The sequence below is a fragment of the Aquamicrobium terrae genome (assembly GCF_052978165.1).
Genome location: NZ_JBRKLZ010000001.1, coordinates 3,445,927 through 3,461,920, shown reverse-complemented (window position 1 = coordinate 3,461,920; position 15,994 = coordinate 3,445,927). Strand labels below are relative to the sequence as shown.

Sequence of the window (15,994 nt, the reverse complement as noted above, 5' to 3'; positions counted from 1 at the left end):
GCTCTGGCAGGCTAACGGCGTGGCATGATCAGCCAGACGAGACCTGCAGCAATCACGCCGAGTCCCAGCCACAAAGGCAGCGGCACACCAAACACGGGCGGGCCATATTCGAACAGGCGCGGCGCGAGCCCAAGGGCGAAAGCGGCCGTAACGATAGAGACGGCGATACGCGTCGCCGCCCAGCGTATGTCGCCTCCGATGCGCTCCAGCCCCTGCAACTCGACGCTTGCCGAAATGCGCCCCTGCCGAACCCGCAGCGCCAGCAGACGGATCAAAGCCGGCAGGTCCGAGGCAAGGCCGGCGAGATCGAAGGCCAGCGCCCTGCCCTTGCCGGAAACCGCGCCGGGCGCATAGCGGCGCAGCATCTCGCTCTGCACCATGGGCGCGGCCACAGCTATGGCGTCGAATTGCGGATCGAGGCCGCGCATGACGCCATCGGCGGTGATCAGGGCCTTGAACAGCAAGGCAAGGTCCGGGGGGAGCGCCAGATCATGTTCGCGGGCCATGGTCACGAAGTCGCCGATGGCGACACCAAGCCTGAGGGGCGGAGCGCCATGGCGGGCAACGTATGCGTCGCAGGCAGCTTCGAGGCGCGACAGATCCGCGCCGGCACCGCCGGACCATTCGATGAGCAGATTGGCCACCCGGTCGCCGCTGCCCTCCACGATTGCCGCCAGCAGCACCAGCAACTGCTCGCGCCGGCGACCGCCCAGCCTGCCCACCATGCCGAAATCGATGAAGGCGACACGATCATCGGGGAGCGCACGCAGATTGCCGGGGTGGGGGTCGGCATGAAAAATGCCGTCGATGAGTGCCATGTGAAGGAACGCTTCCGTGCCGCGGCGCGCCAGCAAGGCGCCGTCATGGTGACCTGCGGCAAGCGCGACCCTGTCACTTGGCGCAGTTCCGTCGATAAACTCCTGAACCAGAAGGCGCTCACCGGTCCATTGCCGGAATATGCGGGGAATGACGATGAAATCCATGTCCGCCAGATTGGCGGCCACCGTCTCGCAATTGCGCGCTTCGGCGGCGAGATCGAGTTCCTCCGCCATGGCCGAACCGAGATGGTTCAGAATTTCACGGGGCCGGTAGCGAGCCAGATCAGGCCATTGGACTTCGGCAAGTGCCGCCGCATGCGAAAGCAATCGCAGATCGGCATCGACCAGAGGGCGCAGGCCCTCGCGCCTTACCTTCACGACAACCTCGGTGCCGTCCTTCAGCAAGGCACGATGCACCTGCGCGATGGAACCGGCCGCCAGCGCCTGCGTGTCGAACGACGCGAAGACGGCATCGACCGAACCGCCGATATCCCCTTCCACCTGCGCGCGGATCGCCTCCCACGGCTGCGGGGCGACATGGCTTTGCAGTTTTTCAAGCTCCGCCGTCCAATCAGGCGTCAGCAAATCGCCGCGCGTCGACAGGATCTGGCCGAGCTTGACGAAGGTCGGCCCCAGTTCTTCGAGCGCGAGTCGCAACCGTTCGGGTGCGTCAGCCTGCATGGCCTCCCCGCCATCCCGACGGGAAGAAGATGCGAGGCCCGAAAGCCCTATCCTGGCCAGAACGTCGTCTATGCCGAAACGGGCGATAACCGCGACGATTTCGGCAAGGCGCTTGCGGTCGCGTATGGCGACCAGACCCGTTTCGAGCAGACTCATGACATCCTGACCCTTCATCCCGCCAGATATCGATAGACGAGGTAGAGCAGCACCAGCCAGATGGCCACGAACAACGCCAGTATCACGACGATGGCGATCAGCGGCCGCTTGAACCAGCGTGCGATCCAGAGATCAGCATTTTCGCCTGCCTCGGCACGCACGCCCTGCGGCAACCGTCTTGCAATGAAGCCGACCAGCAGCGGCACGACCACCAGATCGTCGACCACGCCGAGCACCGGCACGGGAAAGGGGATGAGATCGATGGGGCTAAGCAGATAGAGCCCTGCAAACAGGCTCGCCGCTTTCAGATAGAAAGGGGTCCGCCGGTCGCGAAAGGCGTACCACAGCATCACGGCCTCACGGCGGAAAAGCATGAAACGCCGTTTCAGCAGGTTGAAGATCATCGCAATTCCTGTTCCCGAAATGAATTGCCGCTTTGGAAAAAGGAAGGGCACCGTCGGAAGCGCGTGATGTAGGGCGCGACTGCATAGAATCGAGGGCAGTTCCAACGCACAGTACAATCGAGGCCCGCAGGACAGGGGCTTCCCGGACCTGTTGAGACGCGCGGACCGCGCGCTTTACGCAAGTAAAGACAAGGCGGCCGTAATCGTGTGGAAACCGGCCTACCTAGTGCAGGGGAGCAACTGGCGCAGCGAAAGCTGCCGCCTCGTTCACGCTGGCGGCAGTTCGAACAGGCTGGCGCCGTTCCCCTGTAGCTGGATGTAACCGATGATGCGGAACCATCTGGCCACTTCCGGTTCTTCCAACCAGCTTCTCGACCGAATCGGCAGATTGCCGGTCAGTTCCTGAATGCGCCTTATATGCTTCTTGCAGAAACGCACCGTCGCGGCATTGAAGAACCCCTCGCGCGCCGCAAACGCCGTTTCGGCGGCGTGGTCGATTTCATGCCAAGTGATAATGGCCACCACCGTATCGCCATCCAGCAAGGCATGGGCGCGGCCTTCCTTCAAATCCATCATCAGGCTGTCCTGCGCACCCTCCAGGGTCAGGCCTGCCGCGACATAGTCCGCGGACATGCGACCGGAAAGGTCGCGGAATACCGTTTCGAGATCGCCGATCGTGGCTGTCCGTGCCCTCATTCCGTCTCCTTGTCGAAAAAGGGCATTATGACGCCGCGAAACGGCAAGGCCAAGCAAACTATGACCATCGAGCCCCGTTGTTGGGGCAAAGCTGTCCCGTTTCCATGACAGGCCGATGACTACAGGGGGCGCTTGGTCGGGCAGGCCACGCCTGTCGCCTCACCGCAGGTCACGGACGAGGATTGCGGGCGTGAGGCGCCGCCATCCGTGTGCTTTGCCAGCCCGGAAAAGGCCATGGCAAAGCCGGCCATGAGGAGAGCGATGATGAACATGCGTGTAAACGGCAATAGAGGTTCCTGTCGGTCAGGCCCCCGCCTTCCGTTTCCGGAGCAGCATGCGCCGCGTCCGTTTACGCCAGCTTAAGGCCAGTCTTAACAATGGTAAACCGGACAGGCCGGATGAAGGCGCGGCAATATGCAGCGGCTTTGCCAGCCAGCCCGACCCGTGTTAGGTCGCACATTTGCATCGCCACCGGGGATCGACGCCAGGACAATGAGAGACAAGCCAGGGACGGGGAAGCCAAGGCGGTTCGCATTCGTTTCCTCCGAGACGCCGGATGCGCGCACGGCGCTGGATGCGCTCGCCGCCGAATATGGACAGTTCCCGGTAGACGAGGCCGACGTCGTCGTGGCGCTGGGCGGCGACGGCTTCCTGTTGCAGACGCTGCGCGACACGATGGGCACCGGCAAGAAGGTGTACGGGATGAACCGGGGCACCATTGGCTTCCTGATGAACGAATATGCGCTCGACGCCCTGCCCGAACGCATCGGCGCGGCGGTTGCCGAAACCATTCGCCCGCTGGAAATGCGGGCCACCACCATGGACGGCGAGACGGTGACGGCGTTGGCCATCAACGAGGTGGCGCTGTGGCGCCAGTCCTACCAGACCGCCAAGATCCGCATTTCCGTGGATGGCAAGCTCAGGATGGAAGAACTGAGCTGCGACGGCGTCATGGTGGCGACGCCGGCCGGCTCCACCGCCTACAACCTTTCGGCGCACGGGCCGATCCTGCCGCTTGATGCGCCGCTGCTGGCACTGACGCCGGTGAGCCCGTTCCGGCCCCGCGCCTGGCGCGGCGCGCTGCTGCCGAACCGGTCCGAAGTGCGCTTCGAAGTCCTCGAGGCGGACAAGCGTCCGGTCAACGCGGCTGCCGACCATACCGAGGTCAAGAGCGTGCAATCGGTCACCGTGCGCCAGTCGAAAAGCGTCACCGCAACGCTGTTGTTCGACCCCAGCCATTCCTGGAACGAGCGTATCCTGAAGGAACAGTTCAGGTATTGATGGCGGTTTTTGCCGCTATAAAGCCGTTTCCATTAAGCTTAGATAGGGCAAATGCTGCGATTCTGCCCTGTTTGTGTTGACAAGACGCGGGCTTGAGCCTATCGCGATGCACATTATTGCGTGCCCGGACGGCACGCCGCGACGCAGACCGCCGCGCTACCCGAACCATCAAAGACAGCAAGCGAACTTGTCCTCAGACACCCAGACCGCTCAAGAAGCGTTGACATTCGCAGACCTCGGCCTATCGCCGAAGGTTCTTTCCGCAGTCGCGGATGCCGGCTACACGCAGCCGACTCCCATTCAGGCAGGCGCCATTCCCCATGCCCTCCAGGGCAAGGACGTGCTCGGCATTGCCCAGACCGGCACCGGCAAGACCGCTTCCTTCGTGTTGCCGATGCTGACACGGCTGGAAAAGGGCCGCGCCCGCGCCCGCATGCCGCGCACGCTGATCCTCGAACCGACGCGCGAACTCGCCGCGCAGGTCGAGGAGAACTTCATCAAGTACGGCAAGAACCACAAGCTCAACATCGCCCTGCTCATCGGCGGCGTGTCCTTCGACGAGCAGGATCGGAAGCTGGAACGCGGCGCCGACGTGCTGATCGCCACGCCCGGACGCCTGCTCGACCATCGCGAGCGCGGCAAGCTGCTGCTCACCGGCGTCGACATCCTCGTCATCGACGAGGCCGACCGCATGCTCGACATGGGTTTCATCCCCGATATCGAGCGCATATGCGAGATGATCCCCTTCACGCGCCAGACGCTGTTCTTCTCGGCCACCATGCCGCCGGAGATCACCAAGCTGACCGAAAAGTTCCTGCAGGCGCCGGTGCGCGTCGAAGTCGCGCGCGCCGCGAGCACGGCGACGACGGTCACCCAGCGGCTGGTCAAGTCCCGGTCGAAGCCCTGGGAAAAGCGCGATGTGCTGCGCAAGCTGATCAAGCAGGAAGAAGAAGACCTCAAGAACGCGATCATCTTCTGCAACCGCAAGGTCGAGGTTTCGGAACTGTTCCGGTCGTTGGCACGCCACGAGTTCAATGTCGGCGCACTTCATGGCGACATGGACCAGCGCGCCCGCATGACCATGCTGAGCAATTTCCGCGACGGCAAGCTCAAGCTGCTGGTGGCCTCGGACGTCGCCGCGCGCGGCCTCGACATTCCCGATGTCAGCCACGTCTTCAACTACGACGTGCCGATCCATGCCGAGGACTACGTCCACCGCATCGGCCGCACCGGCCGTGCCGGCCGCCTCGGCAAGTCCTTCACCATCGCCACGCGCAGCGACACCAAATATGTCGAGGCCATCGAGAAGCTTATCGGCCAGACGATCGAGTGGCACGATGGCGATCTTTCGACGGTCGAGGAGAGCGAGTCTGCGGACGAAGCGCCCCGCCGGGGCAAGGGCTCGTCCCGCCGCGGCGGACGCAAGGATGAGGGCCGCGAGCGCAAGCCGCGCGGCGGACGCCATCACGATGCGGCACCCAGCGAGGCCAAGGCCGAGGCTCAGGAGGAGCCGGCGCCGAAAAGCACCTCGCGCCCTGCCGGCAACGAGCGCAAGCCGCGCGACTGGGCCAATGACGACGCCCGGCCGGCCCGCGAGCACCGTGGCCGCCGCCGGAACGACGACGATGGCGACACGCCGGTGGGCTTCGGTGACGATGTGCCGGCCTTCATGCTGATCGCGGCCAAGGTCTGAGCGAAAAGGCTTCCAAACGAAAAGGGCGGATCAATGCAATCCGCCCTTTTCGTTTCATGCCCGCCGATGCCGGTCAGATAGCGGTTCCGGTCCAGTTGACGATCTGCGCCGCGGCATCGCCGAATGCCCGGTCGAGCGCCGAAACATAGGCCTGGTTGCCGCTGCCGGAGACCGGGGCCGAAGCGGTGAAGCTTTGCGCCGCGCGCACTTCGCCGGTGCGGTCGTTGAGCAGCCGCACGAACAGTTCCACCACCGCTTTTTGGCCGCCGGCGACCTGCACGTCGAAGGCGCGTATCTCGGTGATCACCTGATAGTCGATCGCCAGCCCCTCGCCCGGCTTGCCGACACCGGCGAAGCGGCCTGAGCGCTGGAAGGTTTCGGCCAGCCGTGCCTGTACGATCAAAGGCAGGCGGTCGGCCCATTGGGCCCCCTTCAGATACTGGATCGAGCCGTCCGCCGGCTTGATGACGATGTTCTGGCCATCGAACGCTTTCAGCGCCGCCGGCTCGGCAATCAGGATCTGCCGGCGGCTGAGGCTGCCTGAGTTCACGCTGGCTGCCGACAGCTCAAAGGTGTCGAGCGGTGCCGGGCCGCCGCCGGGCAGCGCGGCGCACCCCGCAAGGGTACAGGCGAGCAAGGCGGCCACGAAACGAAACTTCACGGAACTCACGGATGCGACCCTCGCCTTCAAAAGCTCGGTTGCTGATGGAATTCGGACGGGGATGGCTGGTGTTGCAGACAGGCGATCAACTGGCATCAACGGCGAACCCTTCCGTCATATTGCCTCACTTCCCCCTCGCCACCCGACAGGATGCGTTGCGGATTGCGTTGCAGGTCGGTGACGGCCTGCTCGATGCGGTTGATCGAGCGGCGACTGTCGTTGACCAGCGCCTCGACATTCTGGAGCCCCTTGCCGGAGAAGCGGGCCAGATTGTCGGTGATCGTGCCGAGCCGCGCATTCAGCGTGTCCGCCACCTGCTTGAAGGATCTCAGCGTCTCGCGCGCATCCGCCATCACGCCGTCGGCCTGGTCGGAGCCCAGCAAGTTGTCGACCTTGACCAGGATGCCGTCGACGCGCACCGAGGCGTTGTTCAGCCGCTCGGCAAGCTGGCGGGCATCGGAGATGGTCTGGTCGATATCGTCGGCACGACCGCTGAACTTCTCGGTGACCTGCGCGACATCGGCGGCCGCCTTGTTGGCGTTCTCGCTGGCGGTGCGGATATTCGCGAGCGCCTCGCGCACGTCCCTCGGATCGACGCCGTCCAGAACGCCGTCCACCTTGGCCAGCGTGGTCTGCGTGCGCTGGGCGAATTCATTGATGGAAGCGACCGCCTTGTCGACTCCCTCGATGACATCGTCGAACTTTTCGCCCGACCTGTTCAGGTTCTTGGTGAAATCGTCGATATTGGTGACGATCTGCCTGACCCGATCCTGATCGATCGAGTTCAGCAGCCCTTCGGCGGCCTTGATGGTGCCGTCCAGCTTGCCGGAAACGCCCTGCAACTCCTCGGACAGCGAGCTGACGCTGCTGAGGAATCTGTCGATGGAATCGGCATTGCTGGCCAGCGCATCGGAGAATTTCTGGGCGTTCTCGACGGTCTGGGTCAACGGACCGCGCACATCCTTGGTAAACCCCTCCAGTTGGGTCAGCACCTGGTCGGCACGCGAGAAGATGTCTTGCGCGGTCTGCAACAGATTGGTCACCGCCGACGGATTGGCGGTGATCTCGGCGATCCTGCCTTGCGCCTCGGCCTCATCGAGCAGCTTCGGCTCGTCGCGGTTGGCGCCCTTCAGCTCGATATTGGCCTGCCCGGTCAGGCCGGCCAGCCCGATATCGGCCTGCGTCGAACGCGTTATCGGGGTCAGCCGGTCAACCTCGGTGTCGGCAATGGCGACGCTCGGATTTTCCACGTCGATATAGACGCGGCGCACATCGCCCACCTTGACGCCATTGAACAGCACGAAGCTGCCGCGTCCCAGCCCGGAGGCGGAGCCGGGGATGCGCACGCGCATCACTACCGTCTCGCCGCGCTCGCCGATCGCCGCCGTCCAGTAGACGAAGCCGAAGGCGGCCAGGATCGCAGCCAGGGTAAAGATGCCGACGATGACGTAGTTGGCTCTTGTTTCCATTGCTTCACTTATCGCTATGCGCGGGCTTTCAGATCAAGTTGGCGGGCACGTTTTCCGCGGAAATAGGACTTTACCCACGGTTCTTCACTCTTGAGCATATCTTCGATGGTGCCCTCCACGATGACGCGCTTCTTGCCGAGCACCGCAACGCGGTCGCAGGCGGTGAACAGCGAATCAAGGTCATGGGTGACCATATAGACGGTCAGGCCCATGGTATCGCGCAGCTTGACGACCAGTTCGTCGAACTCGGCCGCGCCGATCGGGTCGAGGCCCGAGGTCGGCTCGTCGAGGAACACGATGTCGGGGTCCAGTGCCAGCGCGCGCGCCAGCGCCGCACGCTTGATCATGCCGCCCGACAGTTCGGACGGGAATTTGTAGGCCGCATCCGCCGGCAGGCCGACCAGCTCGATCTTGAGCATCGCCAGCTCGTCCATCAGCTTCTTCGGCAGGTCGAGATATTCGCGCATGGGCACCTGCACGTTTTCCAGCACCGTCAGGGCGGAAAACAGCGCCCCGTGCTGGAACAACACGCCAAGGCGCATATCGATCCGCATTCTTTCGGCTTCGCTCGCCTCGTCGACATCGACCCCGAACAGGCGGATGGTGCCGGACCGCTTGGGCGTGAGGCCCAGAATGGTGCGCAGGAGCACCGACTTGCCCGAGCCGGAGGCGCCCACGAAGCCGAGGATTTCACCACGCCTCACCTCGAGCGAAAGGTTCTCCAGAACCGTCTTGGTGCCGAAGGCCACGGTCACGTCCCGCGCCGACAGGACCACCTCGCCCTGCCCTTCCGTTTCGGGCATTTCCGCCAGATTTCCGCTCACCGCCACCATCTCAGAAATCGATCGCCGCGTAGAACATGGCGAACAGGCCATCGAGCACGATGACCACGAAGATCGCCTTCACCACCGATGTGGTGACCTGCCGACCCAGCGATTCGGCGCTGCCGCCCACCTTCATGCCTTCCACGGAAGCGATGGTGCCGATGATGATGGCCATGAACGGAGCCTTGATCAGCCCCGCCGAAATGGTGCTGACATCGATGGCCACCCGCAGCCGGTCGATGAAGGCGGCGGGCGGAATGTCGGAATAGAGCCAGGCGGCCACAATGCCGCCGCCGAGGGCGGCGAAATTCGCCAGTATGGTCAGGCAGGGCAACGCGATGACCAGCGCCACCAGCCGCGGAAACACCAGGACACCGATCGGATTGAGGCCGATCACCTTGAGCGCATCGACCTCCTCGCGCATCTTCATGGAGCCGATCTCGGCGGTGATGGCGCTGCCCGAACGGCCGGCGATCATGATGGCCGTCAACAGCACGCCAAGCTCGCGCAGCACCAGCACGCCGACCAGATCGACCACGAATATGTCGGCGCCGAAATAGCTGAGCTGGTAGGCGCCCTGCTGGGCGACGATGGCGCCGACGATGGCCGACATCAGGAACACCACCGGGATGGCTCCGACCCCCATGCGGTCGATCTGGTTGAAGATCGCCGCCGGGTTCACCGCATGGCCGCGGCCGAGCTTCATCTGTGCCCCGCGAATGGTGGCGCCGAGGATGTTCATGCCGGCGATGAAATCGTCGCGCATCGAATAGACGCCGCGCCCGACCAGCTCCAGAAAGCGGATGAGGATGTTGACCGAGGGTTCCGGCGCCGCCTCGCTGCGACGGCGCGAGATTTCCCCGACCGCTCCCAGCAATATGCCGGCGACGTCGCTCTGGCCTTCGACCCGGACGGTCGCACCACGCGATTCGGAGGCCACGACCAGCCGGTCGATCAGCCATGCGCCGGCGGTGTCGAGCTTCTCGATGGCCGACAGGTCGAGAACCAGCGGCTGGCCGGCCACGCGCCGTTCGACATTGCGCATCTGCCCGTCGACATCGGCAACCGTGCGCGTCGTCCATATGCCCGAAAGGGCGCAGACCAGCCCGCCATCGCGCTCGTCGAGCGCGACGCGCGGCTTGTGCGCGTCCCTCTCCGCCTTCGATGCGCTTGCGTCGCGTTTGCCGATGGTCAACATGGCACCCTGTTTAACCCGGCCACGCCGGGCTGTCGATTTGCAGGCACCCCTTCAAGGCTGCCGGGGAGAAAGAAAGATATGGCGCGTGTCATTTCGGTCGAGGTCGAAAAATTCCCGATTGCCGGAAGCTTCACCATCTCGCGCGGCTCCAAGACCGAAGCGGAAGTCGTGACCTGCACGATCCGCGACGGGAACAATGCCGGACGCGGTGAATGTGTTCCCTACAGGCGTTACGGCGAGACCGTGGAGGGCGTATGCGCGGCGATCGAGGAGATCTCCGCCCGAATCGCCGCCGGCCTCGACCGGCAGGCGCTGCTGGACGCAATGCCGGCAGGAGCGGCCCGCAATGCGGTGGATTGCGCGCTATGGGACCTGGAAGCCAAGGCGTCCGGCCGCACGGTCGCAAGCCTCGTCGCACGGCAGGCAGGGCCGCTGGAAACCGCCTACACGCTTTCTCTCGGCGAACCCGAAGCCATGGCCGCTCAAGCGCGCGCCAACGCCACGCGGCCGCTGCTCAAGGTCAAGATCGGCGGCGGCGGGGACGACATCGCCCGCATCCGTGCCGTGCGTGAGGCAGCCCCGCAAAGCCGCATCGTCCTCGATGCCAATGAAGGCTGGACCGAAAGGGACATCGAACGCAACCTTAGCGCGGCGGCCGAACTCGGCGTTGCGCTGGTGGAGCAGCCCCTGCCGGCCGGCAAGGATGGCATGTTGCGCGACATTGCCCATCCTGTGCCGATCTGCGCCGACGAAAGCGTTCATCAGGCTGCCGATCTGGCAGCTCTTGCCGGGCTCTACGATGCCGTCAACATCAAGCTCGACAAGGCGGGCGGGCTCACCGCCGCGCTAATCCTGCGTGATCGGGCCCGCGAACTTAGGCTGAAAGTCATGATCGGCTGCATGGTCGGCACGTCGCTGGCCATGGCCCCGGCCGTGCTGCTGGCGCAAGGCGCGGATTTCGTCGATCTCGACGGGCCCCTCCTTCTGGCCCGCGACCGCGAGCCCGGCCTCGCCTATGAAGGTTCGCTCGTTTTTCCGCCCCGGCCGGAACTGTGGGGTTGATCATCGCCCCCTGTCGGTTATGGCTTCGGTGCAAGGCCGACTGCCTCGCAATTGCCACGGTGCGTGCTAAAACACGCCTCGAACGACCCTGAAGCGGGTCACGATCTTCCAGATGCCTGGCCCGCTTCGGATTCTTGTTTTTTACGCATGTCCTTGTCCCGAAACCGGTTCCCACTTTCGGGAGACATGCTCTTAGGGGGACTGCTTTCATGGATAACGGCAACGGCAAAAGAACACGCTCCGACATCGAAGAGGCGGCGCTGTTCTTCCACCAGCATCCGGTGCCGGGAAAGCTGGAAATCCAGGCCACCAAGGCGCTCGGCAACCAGCGCGACCTGGCTCTGGCCTATTCGCCCGGCGTGGCCGCCCCCTGCCTCGAAATCCAGGACAACCCCGAAACCGCCGCCATCTACACCACCCGCGCCAATCTGGTCGGCGTGGTTTCCAACGGCACGGCGGTGCTCGGCCTCGGCAATATCGGCCCGCTCGCCTCCAAGCCGGTGATGGAGGGCAAGGCCGTCCTGTTCAAGAAATTCGCCGGCATCGACGTGTTCGACATCGAGATCGATGCGCCCGAGATCGACCAGATGGTCAGCACCATCTCGGCGCTGGAGCCGACCTTCGGCGGCATCAATCTGGAAGACATCAAGGCGCCCGAGTGCTTCGAGGTCGAGGAGCGGCTGAAGGAGCGCATGAACATCCCCGTCTTCCATGACGACCAGCATGGAACGGCCATCATCGTCGCAGCCGCCATCCTCAACGGGCTGGAAATCGCCGAAAAGAAGATCGAGGACGTCAAGATCGTCACCTCGGGCGCGGGCGCTGCGGCCCTTGCCTGCCTCAACCTGCTGGTCTCGCTCGGCGCGAAGATCGAGAACATCTGGGTCACCGACCGTTTCGGCGTCGCCTACAAGGGCCGCACCGAGGAGATGGACCGGTGGAAGGAGCCCTATGTCAAGGACACCAAGGCCCGCAAGCTGGCCGATGTGATCCGGGGCGCCGACGTGTTCCTCGGCCTTTCCGCCGCCGGCGTGCTGACGCCGGACCTGCTCAAGCTGATGGCCGAGAAGCCGCTGGTTCTGGCGCTTGCCAATCCCTCGCCAGAGATCATGCCGGAAGTCGCGCGCGAGGCACGGCCGGATGCGATGATCTGCACCGGCAGGTCGGATTATCCCAATCAGGTCAATAACGTACTGTGCTTTCCTTACATCTTCCGTGGAGCGCTGGATTGCGGCGCCAGGGCCATCAATGAAGAGATGAAGATGGCGGCGGTGCGTGCCATCGCCGCGCTCGCCCGCGAGGAACCGTCCGACGTCGCCGCCCGCGCCTATTCGAGCGAGACGCCGATGTTCGGGCCGGACTTCCTCATTCCCTCGCCCTTCGATCCGCGCCTCATCCTGCGCATTGCGCCGGCCGTTGCCAAGGCCGCGAGCGACACCGGCGTGGCGACGCGGCCGATCACCGATATGGCGGCCTATATCGACAAGCTGAACCGCTTTGTCTTCCGCTCCGGACTGGTGATGAAGCCGGTGTTCACCACCGCGCGAAACTCGGCGAAAAACCGCATCGTCTATGCCGACGGCGAGGACGAGCGGGTGCTGCGCGCCACGCAGGTGGTCATCGAGGAAGGCATCGCCAAGCCGATCCTGATCGGACGCCCGCACGTCATCGACGTGCGCCTCAGGCGCTACGGCTTGCGCATCCGCGCCGGCGAGGACTTCGAACTCATCAACCCCGAGGACGATCCGCGCTATCGCGACTACGTCGACCTGCTGATCCGGATCGCGGGCCGTCGCGGCGTGACGCAGGAGGCCGCGCGCACCATGGTGCGCACCGACAACACGGTGATCGCGGCGCTCGCCCTCCAGCGCGGCGACGGCGATGCCATGCTGTGCGGGCTGGAAGGCCGCTTCGGCAAGCACCTGCGCAATGTCTCGCTGATCATCGGCCCGCGGCCGGGCATCCAGGATCGCGACCTGTCGACGCTGTCCATGCTGATCACCCAGCGCGGCCCCCTGTTCTTCACCGACACCTATGTGACGGTGGATCCGTCGGCCGAGGAGGTGGCGGAGATGACGATCCTGGCGGCCGAGGAGATCCGCCGATTCGGCATCGAGCCCAAGGCGGCGCTGCTGTCGCATTCCGACTTCGGCTCGCGTGATGCGCCGAGCGCCCACAAGATGCGGCGGGCGGCCGAGATCATCCATGAGATCGCGCCCGACCTCGAATGCGACGGCGAGATGAACGCCGATTCGGCGCTGTCGCCGCTGCTGCGGCAGCGCGTCTATCCGCATTCACGCCTGAAGGGTGAAGCCAACCTGCTGGTCTTCCCCAATCTGGATTCGGCCAATATCGCCATGGCGACGGTCAAGCAGATGATGGATGCGCTGCATGTCGGCCCGATGTTGCTGGGCGCCGCCATGCCGGCCCACATCCTCACCCCGTCCGTCACATCGCGCGGCGTGGTCAACATGACCGCCATCGCGGTGGTCGAGGCCGCCCAGAAGGCGCAGGCGACCGTGGATGTGGAATTACTGGCGGCCGCATCGAAGTAGCGGCAAGGCGGGGTTAACCGGCCGCTGCTAGCCTGTGCGCTGCTAAGGGGCAGCGAGGTTGGCGTGGCGGGCACGGTTCGCAGACTGGCGGCGGGCATGATGTGGACATTGGGGCTGGCGGCCACGCTGGCCGTGTCCGGCATCGCCACCGCCCATGCCGTGCCGTCCTGTCGCCAGCTCGAGGCCGAACTCACCCGTGCATCCGGCTCCGGTGGCGCCAAGGCGACAAGGAAATATGACGACGCCATCACCCGGCAACGCCAGCAGATCGACAAGGCCCGCCAGCGCGCCAGAAGCGCCGGCTGCGGCTTCTCCTTCTTCGCCCGCCCGGGCTCGCAATGCGGCGAGCTGAACGCCACCGTCAAGCGCATGCAGGCCAATCTTCAAAGCCTGCAACAGACCCGCGAACGACTGGGCAAGACCGGCAGCAGCTCCGACCGCGCCCGCATCCTGGCCGCCCTCGACGCCAGGGGATGCCGGCCGAAGAAGAACTCTGCCACAGCGGCAGCGGGCGACGGCGCCGCACGGACCGACGCCAATGCGGGCGTCGTCATCCGTGGCACCGGCAGTTCGTCGATCTACTATCCGCTGAACCGGCCCTACCGCACCCAATGCGTGCGCACCTGCGACGGCTATTTCTTCCCCATGTCGAAATCGGCCACGCCGGCTGATTTTCAGCGCGACCAGAACCGATGCGAGGCGGCTTGCCCCGGCACGCGCGTGGAAATGTTCTATGGCGAAGGCGCGGCGGCAGAGCCCGCGAACATGATCTCGGCGGTCACCGGAAAGCGCTATGCGGACCTGCCCAACGCACTCGTGTTCCGGCGGCTGGACATTCCTGTCGATCCGGCTTGCAGTTGCGGGGCTGCAACCCCGCAGGGCGGCGCCTCCTTTGTCGGCGGCAATGGAGCACCGGGCACGCGGATCATGGCAAGGCCCGGCTCGTCGGTGCTGAGCGTGGAAGCACCGCGCGGGCGCGCCGGCACGGCAAAGGCACAGCCTTCCGCGCCTGCGCCCGAGCGCGAGGCAGGCGAAGACCGCAAGGTCAGGGTCGTCGGGCCGACGTTCCTTCCGGACCAATGAGCGGCAGCAGTTCGGCCAGTTCAGGACCGGATTCGCGTCCCGTCAGCGCCAGCCGAAGCGGCGCGAACAGTTCCTTGCCCTTGCGGCCTGTCGCCTTGCGAGCGGCAGCGGTCCATTTCTTCCAGACGCCTTCATCCCAAGGGGCCTCGGGCAGCAGATCGAAAGCCTGACGCAGGAATTCGCGGTCCTCGGCCTCGAATTCCTGCGCTTCCATCGGCCCCTCGTTGACGATGCGCCACCAGTCACGCGCATCCGCCAGCTTGTCGAGATTGCCGCGCACCGCGTTCCAGAACGCTTCGGCCCGTTCGTCGGAAATGCCGAGCAGGGTCAGCCTGTCGCGCACATCCTCGAACGGCATTTGGTGCAGCAGCGTACGATTGAGGACGTACAAATCGTCCGGGTCAAACTTGGCTGCGGACTTGGACGTCGAGGCCGGATCGAAATGCTCGGCCAGCTCGGCCATGGTGGCAAGGGCCTGCACATTCTCCGATGTGCCGATCAGCACCGCCAGCGATGCGATCGCCATCGGTTCGACCCCGGATTCGCGCAGGCTCTCGACCGAAAGCGCGCCGGTGCGCTTGGAAAGCCCCTCACCGGAAGAGGTGGTGAGCAGATTGTGGTGGCCGAAGACCGGCGGCTCCGCCCCCAGCGCCTTGAACAGCGCGATCTGCACGCCGGTGTTGGTGACGTGGTCGTCGCCACGGATGACATGGGTGATGCCCATGTCGATGTCGTCCACCACCGAAGGCAGCGTGTAGAGATAGGTGCCGTCCTCACGCACCAGCACTGGATCGGACAGCGAGGCCAGGTCGACCGTTTCCTCGCCACGCACCAGATCGTTCCACTGCACCTCGGTGCGCTGCGGCTCGGCCGGATCGGTGATGAAATTGGGCAGCAGGAAACGCCAGTGCGGGCGCCGTCCATCCGCCTCATACTGGGCGATCTCGTCCTGCGTCAGCGCCAGCGCCTCGCGCCCGTAGACGGGCGGCAGGTTGCGCGTGCGCCTGATCTTGCGGCGCAAATCCAGCTCTTCCGGCGTCTCGTAGCAGGGATAGAGAACTCCCGCCGCCTTCAGCTTCTCGACCGCCTGGTCGTACACGTCGAAACGCCTCGACTGATATTCGATGCTGTCGGGGAAGATACCCAGCCAGTGCAGATCGTAGAGGATCGAATCCGCGAATTCCTTGCGCGAGCGTTCCAGGTCGGTGTCGTCGAAACGCTGGATGAAACGGCCGTTGTTCTTTTGCGCGAACAGCCAGTTGAACAGGGCCGTGCGGGTGTTGCCGATATGGATTCGGCCGGTGGGCGAAGGGGCGAAGCGGACAGTAACGGTCATCCTCGGGGGCGTAATGGATGGCGTGCAGGTTGACAAGACAACCATTCGCACAGCGCTGTATCATTTAGTTGGCGGCA

Annotated in this window: 14 protein-coding genes; 5 read left to right on the top strand and 9 right to left on the bottom strand. The window is 64.6% G+C overall.

Annotated elements, in window-relative coordinates; genetic code table 11:
• Positions 1-11: 11 nt before the first annotated feature.
• The 4 genes from ACVCNR_RS17040 to ACVCNR_RS17025 all read right to left on the bottom strand — a co-directional run bounded on the left by ACVCNR_RS17040 (position 12) and on the right by ACVCNR_RS17025 (position 3,042).
• A complete protein-coding gene (locus ACVCNR_RS17040) occupies positions 12-1,655 on the bottom strand; it encodes an ABC1 kinase family protein (RefSeq protein WP_447075599.1) in 1,644 nt (547 codons plus the stop codon).
• Between the two features lie 14 nt (positions 1,656-1,669).
• Positions 1,670-2,059, bottom strand: coding sequence for a YkvA family protein (locus ACVCNR_RS17035; RefSeq protein WP_447075598.1), 390 nt, complete (start codon positions 2,057-2,059; stop codon positions 1,670-1,672).
• Positions 2,060-2,326: 267 nt separating this feature from the next.
• Positions 2,327-2,755, bottom strand: coding sequence for a hypothetical protein (locus ACVCNR_RS17030; RefSeq protein ID WP_354193034.1), 429 nt, complete (start codon positions 2,753-2,755; stop codon positions 2,327-2,329).
• 119 nt (positions 2,756-2,874) lie between these two features.
• Complete coding sequence (locus ACVCNR_RS17025; protein WP_354192478.1) at positions 2,875-3,042, bottom strand: hypothetical protein; 168 nt, start codon at positions 3,040-3,042, stop codon at positions 2,875-2,877.
• A 205-nt stretch (positions 3,043-3,247) separates the two neighbouring features.
• On the opposite strand from ACVCNR_RS17025, the gene ACVCNR_RS17020 reads away from it, so the two are divergent.
• Together ACVCNR_RS17020 and ACVCNR_RS17015 are read left to right on the top strand one after the other, a co-directional pair.
• On the top strand, positions 3,248-4,036 hold the full coding sequence (locus ACVCNR_RS17020) for an NAD kinase (RefSeq protein ID WP_354192479.1): 789 nt from the start codon (positions 3,248-3,250) through the stop codon (positions 4,034-4,036).
• Between the two features lie 187 nt (positions 4,037-4,223).
• The gene (locus ACVCNR_RS17015; RefSeq protein ID WP_354192481.1) at positions 4,224-5,729 is read left to right on the top strand and encodes a DEAD/DEAH box helicase; all 1,506 of its coding nucleotides are present in this window, start codon (positions 4,224-4,226) and stop codon (positions 5,727-5,729) included.
• Positions 5,730-5,802: 73 nt separating this feature from the next.
• Here ACVCNR_RS17015 and ACVCNR_RS17010 read toward each other — a convergent pair whose 3' ends face one another.
• The 4 genes from ACVCNR_RS17010 to ACVCNR_RS16995 form a co-directional block, all read right to left on the bottom strand.
• Entirely contained in the window at positions 5,803-6,390 is a 588-nt protein-coding gene (locus ACVCNR_RS17010) for an ABC-type transport auxiliary lipoprotein family protein (RefSeq protein WP_435521533.1), read from the bottom strand.
• A 95-nt stretch (positions 6,391-6,485) separates the two neighbouring features.
• Positions 6,486-7,859 carry an MlaD family protein gene (locus ACVCNR_RS17005; RefSeq protein WP_354192483.1) on the bottom strand — a complete coding sequence of 458 codons (1,374 nt, stop codon included), beginning with the start codon at positions 7,857-7,859 and terminating at the stop codon, positions 6,486-6,488.
• 14 nt (positions 7,860-7,873) lie between these two features.
• Positions 7,874-8,662: an ABC transporter ATP-binding protein gene (locus tag ACVCNR_RS17000; protein ID WP_435521534.1), complete on the bottom strand. Its 789-nt coding sequence runs from the start codon at positions 8,660-8,662 to the stop codon at positions 7,874-7,876.
• Between the two features lie 31 nt (positions 8,663-8,693).
• Positions 8,694-9,881, bottom strand: a complete 1,188-nt coding sequence (locus tag ACVCNR_RS16995) for an ABC transporter permease (protein WP_447075596.1) — start codon at positions 9,879-9,881, stop codon at positions 8,694-8,696.
• Positions 9,882-9,959: 78 nt separating this feature from the next.
• Between ACVCNR_RS16995 and dgcA the strand changes: the two genes are divergently transcribed.
• From dgcA to ACVCNR_RS16980, 3 genes are all read left to right on the top strand, one after another.
• A complete protein-coding gene (dgcA, locus tag ACVCNR_RS16990; RefSeq protein ID WP_447075594.1) occupies positions 9,960-10,943 on the top strand; it encodes an N-acetyl-D-Glu racemase DgcA in 984 nt (327 codons plus the stop codon).
• A 209-nt stretch (positions 10,944-11,152) separates the two neighbouring features.
• Positions 11,153-13,498, top strand: a complete 2,346-nt coding sequence (locus tag ACVCNR_RS16985; RefSeq protein ID WP_447075592.1) for an NADP-dependent malic enzyme — start codon at positions 11,153-11,155, stop codon at positions 13,496-13,498.
• 63 nt (positions 13,499-13,561) lie between these two features.
• Positions 13,562-14,581 (top strand): DUF2865 domain-containing protein, encoded by a 1,020-nt coding sequence (locus tag ACVCNR_RS16980; RefSeq protein WP_447075591.1) that lies wholly within the window; start codon positions 13,562-13,564, stop codon positions 14,579-14,581.
• Here the strand turns inward: ACVCNR_RS16980 and gltX are convergent.
• The gene (gene gltX / locus ACVCNR_RS16975) at positions 14,544-15,917 is read right to left on the bottom strand and encodes a glutamate--tRNA ligase (protein ID WP_447075590.1); all 1,374 of its coding nucleotides are present in this window, start codon (positions 15,915-15,917) and stop codon (positions 14,544-14,546) included. The genes ACVCNR_RS16980 and gltX overlap by 38 nt on opposite strands.
• Positions 15,918-15,994 lie beyond the last annotated feature (77 nt).

Excerpts from the sequence above, each read along its gene's own strand:
- ACVCNR_RS17040 (WP_447075599.1), bottom strand. The coding sequence starts at position 1,655 with ATGAGTCTGCTCGAAACGGGTCTGGTCGCCATACGCGACCGCAAGCGC.
- ACVCNR_RS17035 (WP_447075598.1), bottom strand. The coding sequence starts at position 2,059 with ATGATCTTCAACCTGCTGAAACGGCGTTTCATGCTTTTCCGCCGTGAG.
- ACVCNR_RS17030 (WP_354193034.1), bottom strand. The coding sequence starts at position 2,755 with ATGAGGGCACGGACAGCCACGATCGGCGATCTCGAAACGGTATTCCGC.
- ACVCNR_RS17020 (WP_354192479.1), top strand. The coding sequence starts at position 3,248 with ATGAGAGACAAGCCAGGGACGGGGAAGCCAAGGCGGTTCGCATTCGTT.
- ACVCNR_RS17005 (WP_354192483.1), bottom strand. The coding sequence starts at position 7,859 with ATGGAAACAAGAGCCAACTACGTCATCGTCGGCATCTTTACCCTGGCT.
- ACVCNR_RS17000 (WP_435521534.1), bottom strand. The coding sequence starts at position 8,662 with ATGCCCGAAACGGAAGGGCAGGGCGAGGTGGTCCTGTCGGCGCGGGAC.
- ACVCNR_RS16995 (WP_447075596.1), bottom strand. The coding sequence starts at position 9,881 with ATGTTGACCATCGGCAAACGCGACGCAAGCGCATCGAAGGCGGAGAGG.
- dgcA (WP_447075594.1), top strand. The coding sequence starts at position 9,960 with ATGGCGCGTGTCATTTCGGTCGAGGTCGAAAAATTCCCGATTGCCGGA.
- ACVCNR_RS16985 (WP_447075592.1), top strand. The coding sequence starts at position 11,153 with ATGGATAACGGCAACGGCAAAAGAACACGCTCCGACATCGAAGAGGCG.
- gltX (WP_447075590.1), bottom strand. The coding sequence starts at position 15,917 with ATGACCGTTACTGTCCGCTTCGCCCCTTCGCCCACCGGCCGAATCCAT.